Genomic DNA, 14,701 nt, shown 5'->3' with positions numbered 1-14,701 from the left:
CATATACGAAACTGGGGTAGGGTATTAATTGTGAGATTTATTAATTATTTAGCAGGCGTGTGTTTGTTGTCGAGCTTTTCGGTGTTTGCAAAGCCTGTAGCGACTCATGATATTGGCTTGATCAATAAAGAACAAATAGTGTATTGGCTGAAAAAACGCGGTGAACTTAATCAGCGCGACGAGCAAGCTGCTTTAGAAGACTACATTGGGCAAGTGAATACAGCTCAACGCGTTGCGATTAAACCCAGAGTATTAGACCCCGCAAAGGTGCACAATAAAGCAGTGCTTGATAATAAGTTCACAAATTTTTTATCGTTAATCCCAACCGATGACAAAACAAACGTTAAAGTATTGGCAATCTTAATCGACTTTCCTGACTTGCCTTACGACAATAATCAACTCACTGCTGAAGATACACCCATGTACTACAGCGATTACAGCCAAGCTCACTATCAACAAATGCTCTTTAATGACACATCGTACCCGGGACCATCGGGTCAATCGTTAAACACGGTTCATCATTATTATCAACAAGCATCAGGTGAAAGCTTTGCATTTACCGGAGATGTTTATGGGTGGGTGAGTGCAGATAAGCCCGCTAAGTTTTACGGTGAGCGAGAAGGTGACATTCGTGATCTAAACGCCCCAGATCTTATATTAGAAGCGGTAGAAAAAGCCGTTGCAACCTTTAATATTAATTTACAAGACTACGATTTAACCGATCTCGATGATATTGATGGTGACGGCATTACAAACGAACCTAATGGGATTATCGATCATGTAATGGTGTTTCACTCTAGTATTGGAGAAGAAGCGGGTGGTGGAGTACTGGGCACCGATGCTATTTGGTCACACCGTTTTTTCGTTACAAACAATGCGAACCAACCCGCTGCTGTTGCTGGCAGTAATGTGAAATTATTTGGCTACACGATTAATCCCATCGATGCGGGAATTGGGGTTGTTGCTCATGAGTTTGGTCACGATCTTGGATTGCCAGATGAATATGACTTAATGGGCAGCGCAATTGGTGAACCTGTTGCGTCTTGGTCTATTATGGCCGGCGGGAGTTGGGCTGGGTCGCCAAGAGGTTCAGCGCCAGTGATGTTTAGTGCGTACGCGCTTGACTACTTGCAAACACGTTACAAAGGAAATTGGCTACATCAAACCGAAATTGACTTAGCCGACGTAAATACAGACTCTGAACATAATTTAAAAGCGTCGAGTAGCTTTAGTTCTGGCGTAAATCAGTTAAAGGTCACCTTACCCGCTAAATTAGAAAGCTTTAAAGCACCGTTACAAGGGCGCTATCAGTATTACTCAGGTAAAGGGAATGAGCTTGTACACAGTTACAAGCAACGCATTACATTACCCTCTACTGCTGGCAGTACCGAGCTTGCGTTGTTATCACACTTTAGCATTGAACAAGACTACGACTATGCACAAATTAAAGTAAATGGTGTTGCACTTGCTAATAGCTATACCAAGGCGATAAACCCACACTATGGTGACATTGGTCCTTATTTAAGTGGCGACTCGCAATTTAAAGATGGCGCAAAGTTGCCGCACGGTCACCTTGATATGCGATTTGATTTGTCTGCTTATGAAGGGCAAACAATCGAGCTTGAAATTACGTATGTCACCGATGTGAACATACACTTTTATGGCATTGTGGTTGACGACTTAACTATCACTCAGGGGAATACCGTTGTATTTAAAGATGATGCAGAGCAATCATCAATCGCTCAACTAGCAGGTTTCTCACGTATTGGTGAGTACGTTTATCAGCAACCAACACATTACTTTTTACAGCTAAGAGATTATGCCGGCATTGACAGTGGCCTCCAGTTTGAGTCTTACTCTCCAGGGGTATTGTTGTGGTATGTTGACCCTGCTGAGCAAAATAACAACACAGCTTCTCACCCAGGTGAAGGCTTTGCACTTGTGGTTGATGCTGACCAAAATACGATTCGTAAGGGCACAACATCAGGCCCTGCCAATACTGATATTCAAGTGCGCGATGCGGCATTTAGTTTGTATGATCAACGCCAGGGCTTGGGAGACGAGCACCTATTAGCAATTAGCTCATTTTCAGATTCTCAAGATTACAGCTTCCCAATTCAGCCTGCGTCGGGGGTTAATGTACCTTCATTGGGCTTCGGTTGGCGCATTGTGTCGCAAGCAACGGATAGCAGTGAAGTGAATGTAGAGCTTAACTATGATGCAACCTCTGGTATTAGTGCCCAACGTAGCGACCGAGATGTGTCGTTTAGTATCAACGGTCTTATTTTAAATGAAACCGATACTTTTCTGTGGTCGTTTGGTGATGGCGAGCAGTCAACGGTGCTCGCGCCAACCCATCAGTATGCAGAATATGGCCGCTATACTGTCGTTTTTGAGCGTACGACTGAGTCAGGAGAGGTTACGCGGTTAAACAAAGAAATTATTGTTAGTGAGCCGCTAACACTCAGCCTTTCGGTTACAGCGAATGAAAATGGTTTACTGGTTGCGACAGCCACTGCACAAGGGGGCATTGCACCGTATCAGTATAGCTGGGATTTTGCCGACGGAGGTGCTGCATCAACGGCAACGGTCAGTTATCAATATGCGTTGTCGGGTAGCTTTGATGTGAATGTCACGGTGGTTGATGCCAACATGGAGTCAACATCTTCGCAATTTGCAGTCACTGTGGATGTGCCTTTAAATGCCAGTGCTCGTTTTAATGCACAAGGTTTGAATGTGCAGTTTTCAAGTCAAATAAGCGGTGGTACAGGGCAATATCGCTATCAGTGGGACTTTGCCGATGGCAGTACAAGTACCTCAGCATCGCCGACACACCAATACACAAATGAGGGGACGTACGCAGTCACGTTAACAGTAACAGACACCCAAACGCAGGCTGTAAAACAAACAAGCTTATCAGTCACGGTTGTTAAAACACAGAGCAATTCGGGATCAAGTGGTGGGGCTATCTGGTGGTTATTACTGATTTTTAGTCCGCTGATTATACGCAGGTACGGCAAATTTTAAGCATTAAAAAAGCCAGTTAAAAACTGGCTTTTTTATTATTTAGCATACAACTAATTATAGACGTTCAATCACTGCTTGTGTGAAGTCTGTTGTACCGTGGCTGCCGCCAAGGTCACGCGTTGTACGGTCACCTGTTTTGATAACATCAGCGACTGCACTGCGAATACGTTCCGCTGTGTCAGCCATACCTAAGTGCTCAAGCATTTGGATTGATGCTAAGATAACTGACGTCGGGTTAGCAAGGTTTTTGCCTGCGATGTCTGGCGCACTACCGTGTACTGCTTCAAAGATAGCGGCATCTTCGCCGATGTTTGCACCTGGAGCCATACCAAGACCACCAACAAGACCAGCACATAAGTCAGATAAAATGTCGCCGAATAGGTTAGTCGTAACGATAACGTCAAACTCATCTGGGGTCATGACTAGTTTCATACACGTTGCGTCAACAATCATCTCTGTTGATTCGATTTGTGGGTAACGTTCTGCTACTTCACGTGCAACTTTCAAGAATAAACCCGATGTTGATTTAAGGATATTTGCTTTGTGAACAGCGGTTACTTTTTTACGGCCTTCACGGACTGCAAGTTCGTATGCGAATGTAACAATTTTTTCAGCGCCTTCACGGGTGATTTTTGATAATGCTTCAGCTTCGTTACCGTCTTCAGATACTACTTGACCAAGACCTGAGTACATACCTTGGGTGTTTTCACGAACAGTGATGATATCGATATTATCGTAACGCGCTTTAGTACCCTCAAATGATTTAACTGGGCGTACGTTAGCATAAAGGCCAAATTGTTTACGAAGTGTCACGTTGATAGACGTAAAACCTTCACCTACTGGCGTCGTTAATGGGCCTTTTAAAGTGATCTTGTTACGTGCGATAGTGTCGATTGTTTCTTGCGGAAGCAACTCACCTGTTTTCTCTAGGGCAGCAAGGCCAGCATCAACGAATTCATAATCAAAATCGCAACCTGCGGCATTTAGGATCTCAAGTGCTGAATCAATAATGCTAGGACCAATGCCGTCGCCTTTGATCACTGTGATGGTTTGTTTAGCCATTTACTTTTCCTATTTATGAGTAGATATACACGTAAATACATCGCGAAAATGAGCGCGATTTACTTGTTAGAGGATTTACGTGGATGTGTTTGAAAATTTAAGCGGCTTTTATAGCAATTTATTCAGCTTTTTGCCAGTTTATACTGTGAATACTGACTATAAATAGACGAAAGTTCATATTTTCTTAACGACTTCGAACGTTTTAGCACCATTTTTTAAAAATTATCAGCAAACTCGCATGTACGAAGGTATGAATAAAAATCCGCTTTTGACTGCCAACCGACCGTCGTTAATGTTTCAGCGATAATGTTTTCTTGCCAACTACTAAACATAGCCTTAGGTTGAAATACATAATAACTGAACAATTTTACTGCTATCCAAAGCTTTTCATTCTGTTGTAATTGTTGTTTTTTTAATTGCTCACTGTTAAGTAAATGCTGTGTCCAAGGATTATCGCCGATTAACTGGGTAAGGTATTCGCTCAGGGGAGCCAAATCAAGCGTGTTAATCCCAAACAAGCACGCAAGTGGGGGGCTTACCGTATGCTCTTCTGAGTGTTCAAACACGGTTTTGCGTGACAAACTTGTTGCCTGATTCTCACACAGATACAAGACATAGGCATATAAGGGCAAGGTGACTTGCTCAAATTGCTGAATAGGTGAGTGTTTAAACAGTGCTTGAATAATCCGTACTATGTTTTCAAGGCGTTTGGCTATGTGCGGATATAAAGGGTGCGATGTGGTGGCAACTAAGCGCTGAAACAATACTTTCTGGATGATCGCTGGCGCATTGTCATAGCCCACCATAGATAAGCAATGGCGTAAATCTTTTGCGCGTTGGTGCTCTTTATTATAAGGCTTAACAGCGTGCGTAAGCTGGTGAATAAGTTCAGGGTATGGACTCAGTAATTTGTCTAACGCCCGATAACTGTACTCTTTTGCTATTTTAAGTTCGCTGATCAGTGTTAGATACTGTTGCTGGCGACGCTGATTTGCTGGGGGAGGCAGCACAAAATTGATGTTTTCACTAAACCAAACGGTATAAAGCAAGCGTGAATCATTGCAAACACGTTGTTTATCAATAATTGACAGGGGGGCTTTAAATCGATGCCAACGAATTTTTTCAGGTTGAGACACATCAATTAAAATATGCCGATGTTGCTCGTCAGTCGTTAGGTATATTAAGGTTTGCTCGGCATACTTCACTTCGCTTGCGGGAATGTACGGACCGATATGTGCAATAAAGGCTTTAATTGCATTTTGCGCAAACTCATTAGGTGTACGAAGGTAAATATCGGCCAATGCTTTATGCACACTAATATGGCCACCGGACTCTCGGTAGGTAGTATTCATCGCGATGATATTAGCGAGTGCAACAAGGGTTGTCGCACCATCGTAAATCATCACTTTTGGTGCGCTGAGTAAGGCTTGCTTATATTTATTTAAACGCGCTAATAAGTGCTGAATTGAAACCGTATTTGGGCCCGCTGCATGGAGCAATTTTACAGCAAGTTGATGACGACAATGCCACAGTTTTTTGTCTTGCTCGGTCAGTGTTTGCCCTGATGCGAGCTTATTACTTTGTGATTGCACACATAAATAATTAGCAAGACAGCAACTTATAATTTGCTCACTTACTGCTTTATTATAATTGAGGCTATGGCACATTATGCACGCAATGACACACTGGTTAACAACCAGGTTCGTTGTGTAACCATGGGCTGCGACGTATAAGTTAAGTTGTGCCTGCAGACTTTTAGGGTATGTTTGGTATACCAGGTAATAACGCTCAGCAAGATTACTGAGTAATGGGTAAATTTGTGACCATTTACGTTTTTGATAATACAGGTTAAGTAGCTGATGTGTGCTATCGAATAAGCGTGCCAATTCCCGCGGCGTCACAGTGTCCATCATTGTGTGCTAACTTTCTTGCTGATAACTTTCATAGGCACTGGGCCCCCATAATACAAGTTGGCCATTTTTAAACAGTAAGCCTGTACACTCATCAATCGTGGTTATGCCATCTGATTTAACATGTTGAGTGCGATAAAAAATAATTTGCCATACATTGTCTTCAACGCGTTTTGCATAGGTTAAATCGGGGCTACCTAAATAATCAAGCACGGCATTGAGGTTTTCGGGTTTTTCTATTGAAAGCTTGGCGATGTAGCGTTTGTTGAAGGCTTCACGGTCTTGCCAGATCATGGCTTGCGGATCATCTTTATAAAAAGTGATCACTAGGGCTGCTATAAGTGCGTAAACACCTAACCCTAATACCAGATATTGGAAAACCTTTTTAATCATGTGTAACTCTATAAAACAAACACGAATTTTCAGTATACGCGCAGTTGATAAACTGTGCTACGAGATTGCGACTAATTGAGCCTTAACTGCTTTAAACTAAAGCCTAAGTTTATATCTGTTCGTAACATTACTAAATTTTTAGAGATAATCAGCTTATCCATATCAGCGGTTAACTTACGTTTTAAAGTGGCATTGAGTGCGTCGTCCATCATGGCCGCTTCAATCGACTCATAGTCATTAATTAATTGCTCAGCCGATTTATTACCAATTCCTTTAACGCCCGGTATGTCATTGGTTTTATCACCTGCAAGTGCCCAAAAGTCAATAAGGCGGTGCTGGGGGACATTAAACCGCTGTTTAATGTCTTGATGCTCAATATAGTGTTTTTTAAAGTAATCGAATATGGCGATATGCGCTGATAAAAACGGTAAAAAGCCTTTATCGGTAGACACAATAGTGGACGAGACATTATTTGATGCTGCTTTGTAGGCAAGCGTGGCAATGATATCGTCTGCTTCGTCGTTCTCAGGTGAGAACACCACGATACCGGTCTCTTCGATAGCGTGTTTAAAACGCGCTAAATTGTTTTTTAGAGTATCAGGCATGGGGGAACGCGTACTTTTGTAAGCTGCGTAGTAATGATATCGCCAGCTTTTATCGCCATCAAACACCGCAATTGCATGGGTGGCGTTGCATTGACTTAGTAATTTTTTACAAGCATGTGCCACGCGGGCACAGCTTGCTTTAATCATATGCTCTTCACTGTGATGACTCTGATTACTATCAACGGCATAGATGCGCCGAATAAGGTTTAACGCATCTATTAAAAGTAATTGGGTGGTCACATGTTCTCCAGTTATGCTTTGATTTCATAGCAAGGGATATACTTGCTGCCAGGTAACTTCATACGACCTTGCTCAACAAAAGCGGCAAGCAGTTTATCCATATCGGCCATTAATGCAGGCTCGCCACTGAGTACAAAGCGGCCGTACTGTTTAATCGCCTGTAAGCCTTCATCTTTTACATTGCCAGCAACAATACCCGAAAATGCGCGTCGTAGATTTGCTGCAAGTTGTTGAGTAGGTTGATCTAAATGTAAATCTAAGCTTGCCATATTAGCATGTGTCGGCGCGAACGGCTGCTGAAAATCGTTATCAATTTTTAATGTCCAGTTAAAGTAGTAGGCATCACCTTGGCTTTTACGGTATTCGCGTACGTCTGCCATTTTAGCTTTAAGGGTTCTGCCAACACGTTCAGGGTCATCAATTATGACGTCAAATTTATCAAGGGCTTTTTTGCCGAGTGTGTTTTCAACAAATTTACAAAGCTCAATAAAGTAGTTTTCACTTTGTTTAGGCCCTGTAAGAATAACGGGTAAACATTGCTTCTCGTTTTCAGGGTGCAATAAGATGCCTAATAAATAGAGCAACTCTTCAGCAGTGCCCGCGCCGCCAGGGAAAATAATAATACCATGCGCAGAACGTACAAAAGCCTCTAAACGTTTTTCGATGTCAGGCAGTATAACCAGCTCATTCACGATAGGGTTAGGTGGCTCAGCGGCAATGATACTAGGCTCCGTTAAGCCTAAATATCGGTTGTCGGTAATACGCTGTTTTGCATGGCCAATGGTCGCCCCTTTCATGGGGCCTTTCATTGCACCTGGGCCGCAACCGGTGCAAATATTTAAACCACGCAAGCCTAACTCGTAACCCACCTGTTTGGTGTATTTATATTCGACTTCGTTAATAGAGTGGCCTCCCCAGCATACAATCATACTAGGATCGCTATTAACTCTGAGTGCTCCTGCGTTTCGGAGCATGTCGAATACCATATGGGTAATGGCCTTTTGCTCTGTTAGATCTTTTTCGTATTTTTGGCAAATAAACAGGATGTCACGGATCACTGAAAAAATATGTTCGTGAATACCCGTGATTATTTCGCCATCGACAAACGCGGATTCTGGTGGATTCTCTAATTCAATTTTAATACCGCGCTCACGGCTTAATAAGCGAATGTCGAAATTTTCATATTTGTCGTAAATTTCAGAACTTGAGTCTGTGTGGCTACCCACATTGAGAACAGCGAGCACGCAGTTCCTAAATAATTTATAACGCTCGCTGGTGGATGATTGTTCGAGTAGATCAACTTCTAATTGTGATAGTAAATCCAGTACACCGGTAGGATTCAGTTGTTTTAACATAAGCACTCTCCTAGCTCGTCAATGAGCCTGTCTAATATGTATTAAAGACCCTAAGTAAGGTATACATGTGGTCTTTATTTGCTAATGCAAACTCTATTTCGTCCCTCATTTTTAGCTGTATAAAGCGCTTCATCAGCTCGGTCAAAGGCAATCAATTGCGTATCGCCTTTTTTAAGTTGAGTCGCGCCAATTGAAATCGTAATTTCAACTTGCGTATCTTTAAATTTGAATGGGATACTTTGAATTGTTTTTCGTAGTTTTTCTAAGGGTGCTACGGCTTTTTCAAGTGGCATACCAGTCATTAAAAGTACAAACTCTTCACCGCCGTAACGGGCTATAAAGTCAGACTTTCTAATTGATTTTTGCAGCGCTTTGGCGATCACCTGAAGTGTTTTATCGCCTGCACTGTGGCCATATCTGTCGTTGATTGATTTAAAATGATCGACATCAATAACGACTAAAGTAAGCTCAGAACCTTGCGATAAAAACAACTGGAATTCATGTTCAAAGCGCTCATCAAATGCGGCACGGTTCGGAAGTTTCGTTAAGCCATCAAGCAAACTTTTAAAACGTTGTTCGTTTAAACGTTGCTTATAAGTTGTCAGTTTACTCTCTAGACTACTTACCCGATTATTAATGTCTTTAAAGCTTGCAAGTAAGTTTTCACGCTCAGCGTGTTCAAGTTTTTCTTTGGTGATTAAATCATCGCTCAATGATTTGAGCTCTTCTTCCACTAATTCTTTAAGCGCCGAAATTGATGTTGCTTGTTGAGTTTGCTGATTAAGATTTTTAATTTTTCTTTCGATACTTTTATTAAGTGAATCGTATTCTGCACTCAGTGACTCAGAGTGTTTAGTGGTTGAGACAATAGAATGATGCAGGTCTTCAATTGTCTGATTTAACGAAATTAAAAAGCTCTGCGCCGACTGGCGTTCTTTACTTATATTTTGTGAAATAATGGTAATAATGCCAATCGCAGCATCAAGTAGCTCATCAACGCTGTCGTTGCGCGTAATTTGGTTTCTGATATTTTTTATTTGTTCAGCACTTTCGTCTTCAAATAACAGTCCATTAGCCAATGTCATTAGCTCAGAGGCAAGCTCGGGTTTAATTAAAGCTTCGCCGGTATCACTTTCAGCTAGCTTTGCTTACAGGGCTTGGTGATAAATAACAACCAGCTTGGATAAAATGGGCACAAAATCATGGTTCGATTGAATATTGTCAAGCTCACGGTCAAGCAAGTTGCGCAGCGAGCGGCGCGCATCATCAGGTAACCCTTTTACTTTTTGTAACTGCTTGCCTGCATCTAATACGCTTTTATTAAGATCGCGCTGCAAGGCAATTTGTTTTGCTTCTTGGTGTTTGAGTAAACCGAGAACATCGTCAATAAAGGGGGCTAGTAGGTTAAAATCAACGCCTTTTTTTAGAGCACTTCGGTATTTAGCAAGGCGGTTATCAAGCTCCATGTCTAGTCCTTTACAGCTCAGCGATAACTTCGCCGCAAACTGTGAAAGTACTTCAACTTGATGTTTGCGCGCATCCTCGACAACCATCCTTGCGTCGATCGCTTGCTTTAACTTTTTATTAAGAACATCATGCTGTTGCTGCACTTACTTACACCGCCATCAAGTTTTATATTTATGTACCTTAAGTCTACAACAATTTATTGTGAAATGTAGGTGATAAGTCAAAAACTTAACTATTTTGTCTATCAGGCTTATTGCTACGGCAGTTTATCGGTTTTTAATTCACATTTTATATCTCAGTTGATAGGCTAATTCGCAATTATCGATAGTAATAAAAAAGAGTTGTTATGAAAAAGTTTTTGGCTATGTCAATTTTGGCCGCATGCTCTAGCAGTGTGTTTGCAGATGTAAACTATTCACTGGCGATCACTGAACCTGAACATCACTTAGGTAATGTTAGTGTGGAGTTTCCTGAGACAGCCCAAGCGCATTTAGACGTAAAACTTCCGGCATGGCGTACTGGACGCTACGAAATTTTAAACCTTGCGAATGGGGTACGTTTTTTCGATGCGAAAGATGATGATGGTAAGCCGTTAAAATGGGAAAAAATTGACCACAGCACATGGCGTGTTCATTTAAATGAGCCAACACACGTAAATATTGATTATCAAGTCTATGCCAATGAACTAGGTAAACGCGCGCGTCACATCGATGACAGCCATGCGTTTATTGATGCATCGGGCTTTTTCATGTTCAGTGAATCATTTCGCCAAGACCCTGTGACGGTAAAGCTTGATGTGCCTAAAGCATGGCGCTCTGTTTCGGGTATGGAAAATGCAGGTTCAAAACACAGTTTTAAAGCGGCTGATTTCGATATTTTGGTCGACTCGCCAATTGAAACAGGCATTAACGAGTTACATAAATTCACGGTGGATGGCCGAGACTACGAGCTGGTTATTTGGGGCGACGGTAACTACGACGTTGAGCAAATGCTAACGGACCTTAAAAAACTAGTGGCTACAGGTAATGTAATTTGGGATAGCTATCCGTATGAGCGTTATGTATTTATGGTACATGCAACGTCTGGTGCAGGGGGAGCTACAGAGCATTTAAATTCAACAATTATTCAGCGCCCACGTGACCGTTTTGGCTCTCGTAAAGACTACTTAGCGTTCATTAGTACTGCTGCCCATGAGTTTATTCATACATGGAATGTAAAGGCGTATCGTCCGAAAGGCATCGCTCCTTACGATTACACAAATATTAACTACGCTAAAACACTGTGGATTGCAGAGGGTTCTACAAGTTACTTTGAAGATCATTTGTTAGTGCGTTCTGGTATTGCAAAAACGGATGAGTTTTTTGATACCCTAACTAAAACTATTAACCGCCACTTGCAAACCCCAGGTCGTGAAGTACAAAGCGCCGCTGAAACCAGCTTTGATAAGTGGATCAATCAAGGTGGTGACCATGCTCGCAACTACAGCACTAATATCTACCTTGAAGGCTCGTTAATTTCAATGGCACTTGATATCGACTTGCTAGAGAAAAGTGATGGCAAAATCAGTTATCGTGATGTGCACCGTGCGCTTTACAATAAGCATCGTTTGCCAGATGGTTTTACACCTGATGATGTCAAAGCCATTTTAAAAGAGCTAACGGGTCGTGATTACAGCGCATGGTGGCAAGCTAATGTGGATGAGCCAGCAGCCATTGATTTTGATGCCTTACTAGCAAAAGTTGGCTTAGGTTTGACTCGCCCAGAAGGCGCAAAATCAGTACCGAGTATTGATTCATTCGCTAAAAATAGCGGTGAGTTACTAACACTTACACATGTTCGTCGTGGTGGTGCAGCATGGCAAGCAGGTTTAACAACAGACGATAAAATCGTTGCCTTCAACAAAAAGCATGTTGGCAAAGACTTAAAAGCAAGCTTAGAAACGTTTAAAGCTGGCGACACAGTGACTGTTGACTTTATCCGCCGTGATGCGCTGCAAAGCACAACGCTCACACTTGGCGAAGACTTCGATAAAGAGAAAAAAGTAACAGCATTAAAAGATGCTACACCTGCTCAAATGGCGTTGTTTAAAGCATGGATGGGTGTTGACCACCCAAACCAAGCTAAGTAAACATTTAATGATTTTTGATTGGTAAGAGAGGAGCTGCGGCTCCTTTCTTTTTGTCGGGCGTTTGTTGGGCTTTTACAAACTGTTTGGTGTATTTTGCGTTTAAAATTGCACTGTGGAGCTGTTGCTTTTTACGTCGCCAAAATGACTTTTTAACCTGACAAGACCTATCACGAATATCGCTTTGCGCACTGTCAGGCTGTGTAACAGGGTAAGGCAGGAGTGAATAGCCATAAACGCCAGTTTCCCACACGTGTTGCAAATCGCAGTCTACAGGGCGCGCAAATGTGTCTGTGGCCTTAAGCAGTGCTTTAGCCCCCGCTAAGCTAATAGCCGTTGCGCAGCAGCCAGACATGAGTTTTTTATGAATTGCTAAGTGCTGACCATCTGCAAGCGGTTTTGCGTATGCAATGTCACGATTGCGATTTTTATACGCGGCCAATTTAATGAGTTGCCATGGCTGTTTTAAGTGATTGATGTTCTCGATAGCACTGTGAATTGAGCGGTCGAGCACAAAATCATCTTCTAAAATAATGGCGTAGTCGAGTTGCCTATCTACGATTGTTTGCCATGCTTTTCGATGACTCAGGTAACAGCCTATTTCACCTCGACTTAAAGGTTTGTGGTACTTTTTAAGGTTTAAACGGGCATTGTAATGCTTGGCGATATCTGCGTCTGTTAATGTTTTACCATCGACAGCATCAATGCGCTCAAATGCTAAGTTCTGTGCATTAAGCTCATCGCTTACGCGGTTTAGACGCTCTATTGAGCTTGCTAAGTTAATTACAAAAATAGGGGGCATTATGCTTACCTGATGAGTCGTTTTAATCAGGCTAACAAGCTTTAATGACGCTTGGGTGTCAGCATTATTTCGTTTTTATGTCAGGACGAGGGGTATTTAAAATCGCACACTTTTCTTTTTCAGATAAAATGATCCAATCAAAAATTTCATCATTCGTTCGGCCACACCCAGTGCAGTAGCCATTAAGTCGATGGCATTGCCCAATGCAGTCAGTTTTATATGTGGATTTTGGCTTTTTAGAGTCTGTCATGCGAGTTAAATGTTAAGGCCACAACAATGTGACCTTAATGCATTCGATAGGTTATTTACCTGCAACAGGCTTACCAATTTCAAGAGTGGTTGACCAAGGCTGTTTTCGCGATAATGTTTTACCCGAATGAATAGAAATAACGGGGGTATTTTCATCAAGCACAAACGTTGTACGCAGTGATTCTGCAGACTCTTTTTGGGTTTGATGCCAGTTTTTATCTGCTAAACAGGCTTGGGTAAAATTGACTGCTCGAGTATGATCTGCAACCGCTTGCTGTTGTTGCGCATAGTTACCTACACAACGATACGTGACATTGTCATTATCAAGCGCTGTAATTTGGCAGTTGTCGGAAATTAGGTTGTATTTTGCAGTCCATGTTTCCATGTATTTTGTGTTCACACGGCTGCGTTTTAAGCCTTCAAAGCGATTGTCGTATGCGCCTAAAAGTGCATTAATCTTCTCGCAAGGTGTCAAATTATCTATGGCGGCTTGTTGCTCGGTCGTAAGGCCAGTACAACCTGTTAAAACAAGGCCAAAAAGTAAGGCGGCGAGTGGCTTTTTCATATCAGGCTATCCTTTTAAATAGCAGTTCCTTTAACGTTTCCTAAAGGATACCTAAGCCCTTGTAAAAATGCTAATAAAGATTTATTGGTGGGGGTTTTGTGATGACAAATTGCCCCATAAAATAAGGGCAATTGAATAACATTATTATACATACGCTTATTTATAACGTTGTTTTACCAGAAACATTCGTTACGTTAACTGAACCTGAGCCATCGCTAAGTAGTTCAAAGTTAGCAGCTTTATCAACACGAATGCTGCCAGAACCGTCTGAAATAACCACATCACCTGCGATATCGTTTAAGTCGATGCCACCAGAGCCGTCGTGAACATTTATATTACCTTGGGTGTGTGCGACATCAATGTTGCCAGAACCATCGTGAATTTTAATATCACGACTGACGTTTCTTACGTTAATGCTGCCAGAGCCATCATTGATTTCAAGTGTGCCTTGAATGTCGATTGCCTCAATGGAACCTGAACCATCGTTGATCACGGTGTTAGCAGCTTTGCGAATAATAATTTCGCCAGAGCCGTCGTGCACGTTGACATTAAATGAACGTGGAATACTGACGGTTAAATCAATGCGTGTTTGTTTATTCGTGTGGTAGTCACATTGGCCAGCAGAAAGCTCTGCATTACTGCCTTTAGCCTCAAGTCCTAAGCAGTATTCATCGTGAGGTTGATCTTGGTAAATTTCAGCTTTTACGGTTACTTCATCAGTGTCACTGCCTGTTATGTGTAAAAAACCTGAACCGGCTTCTACTTTTAGAGCGTTTAGTGATTTTGCGTTTAGTGTCAGGTTTTTAGTGTTTTGTAGAGGCATATCGCCCCACGCGAATGTTTGCGCTGATAACAAACCTGCGGCAATGAGTGATAACGTTTTAACTGTGCTCAACATGAC

11 protein-coding genes and 1 pseudogene are annotated in these 14,701 nt (G+C 42.0%); 2 read left to right on the top strand and 10 right to left on the bottom strand.

Annotated features, from left to right (window positions below):
• The first annotated feature begins 30 nt into the window (after nucleotides 1-30).
• Nucleotides 31-3,027: an immune inhibitor A domain-containing protein gene (locus tag JIG41_RS05625; RefSeq protein WP_199524397.1), complete on the top strand. Its 2,997-nt coding sequence runs from the start codon at nucleotides 31-33 to the stop codon at nucleotides 3,025-3,027.
• Between the two features lie 54 nt (nucleotides 3,028-3,081).
• Here JIG41_RS05625 and JIG41_RS05620 read toward each other — a convergent pair whose 3' ends face one another.
• The 6 genes and pseudogenes from JIG41_RS05620 to JIG41_RS05595 form a co-directional block, all read right to left on the bottom strand.
• Entirely contained in the window at nucleotides 3,082-4,089 is a 1,008-nt protein-coding gene (locus tag JIG41_RS05620; RefSeq protein ID WP_036971995.1) for an isocitrate dehydrogenase, read from the bottom strand.
• A gap of 215 nt (nucleotides 4,090-4,304) precedes the next feature.
• Nucleotides 4,305-6,002, bottom strand: a complete 1,698-nt coding sequence (locus JIG41_RS05615; RefSeq protein WP_199524396.1) for a hypothetical protein — start codon at nucleotides 6,000-6,002, stop codon at nucleotides 4,305-4,307.
• Between the two features lie 6 nt (nucleotides 6,003-6,008).
• On the bottom strand, nucleotides 6,009-6,392 hold the full coding sequence (locus JIG41_RS05610; protein ID WP_036971993.1) for a DUF3192 domain-containing protein: 384 nt from the start codon (nucleotides 6,390-6,392) through the stop codon (nucleotides 6,009-6,011).
• Nucleotides 6,393-6,463: 71 nt separating this feature from the next.
• Complete coding sequence (xni, locus tag JIG41_RS05605; RefSeq protein ID WP_118844876.1) at nucleotides 6,464-7,237, bottom strand: flap endonuclease Xni; 774 nt, start codon at nucleotides 7,235-7,237, stop codon at nucleotides 6,464-6,466.
• An 11-nt stretch (nucleotides 7,238-7,248) separates the two neighbouring features.
• Nucleotides 7,249-8,592 (bottom strand): nucleotide 5'-monophosphate nucleosidase PpnN, encoded by a 1,344-nt coding sequence (gene ppnN, locus JIG41_RS05600; protein ID WP_036971989.1) that lies wholly within the window; start codon nucleotides 8,590-8,592, stop codon nucleotides 7,249-7,251.
• A 74-nt stretch (nucleotides 8,593-8,666) separates the two neighbouring features.
• Nucleotides 8,667-10,202: pseudogene (locus JIG41_RS05595) on the bottom strand (diguanylate cyclase).
• 203 nt (nucleotides 10,203-10,405) lie between these two features.
• Between JIG41_RS05595 and JIG41_RS05590 the strand changes: the two are divergent.
• Nucleotides 10,406-12,187 carry a M61 family metallopeptidase gene (locus tag JIG41_RS05590; protein WP_199524395.1) on the top strand — a complete coding sequence of 594 codons (1,782 nt, stop codon included), beginning with the start codon at nucleotides 10,406-10,408 and terminating at the stop codon, nucleotides 12,185-12,187.
• A gap of 4 nt (nucleotides 12,188-12,191) precedes the next feature.
• Here the strand turns inward: JIG41_RS05590 and JIG41_RS05585 are convergent, their stop codons facing one another.
• The 4 genes from JIG41_RS05585 to JIG41_RS05570 form a co-directional block, all read right to left on the bottom strand.
• Nucleotides 12,192-12,986 carry a glycosyltransferase family 25 protein gene (locus tag JIG41_RS05585; protein ID WP_065979041.1) on the bottom strand — a complete coding sequence of 265 codons (795 nt, stop codon included), beginning with the start codon at nucleotides 12,984-12,986 and terminating at the stop codon, nucleotides 12,192-12,194.
• 64 nt (nucleotides 12,987-13,050) lie between these two features.
• Nucleotides 13,051-13,236 (bottom strand): DUF1289 domain-containing protein, encoded by a 186-nt coding sequence (locus JIG41_RS05580; protein WP_065979042.1) that lies wholly within the window; start codon nucleotides 13,234-13,236, stop codon nucleotides 13,051-13,053.
• A gap of 51 nt (nucleotides 13,237-13,287) precedes the next feature.
• Nucleotides 13,288-13,800 (bottom strand): hypothetical protein, encoded by a 513-nt coding sequence (locus tag JIG41_RS05575; RefSeq protein ID WP_036971979.1) that lies wholly within the window; start codon nucleotides 13,798-13,800, stop codon nucleotides 13,288-13,290.
• Between the two features lie 160 nt (nucleotides 13,801-13,960).
• Entirely contained in the window at nucleotides 13,961-14,698 is a 738-nt protein-coding gene (locus JIG41_RS05570; protein ID WP_074988776.1) for a hypothetical protein, read from the bottom strand.
• Between the last annotated feature and the right edge of the window lie 3 nt (nucleotides 14,699-14,701).

Origin of the sequence: Pseudoalteromonas sp. bablab_jr011, from assembly GCF_016464045.1 — a bacterium.
Lineage (GTDB): Bacteria > Pseudomonadota > Gammaproteobacteria > Enterobacterales > Alteromonadaceae > Pseudoalteromonas > Pseudoalteromonas lipolytica.
The sequence above is the reverse complement of the archived record's forward strand: the minus strand, read 5'-3'. Positions and strand labels throughout refer to the sequence as shown.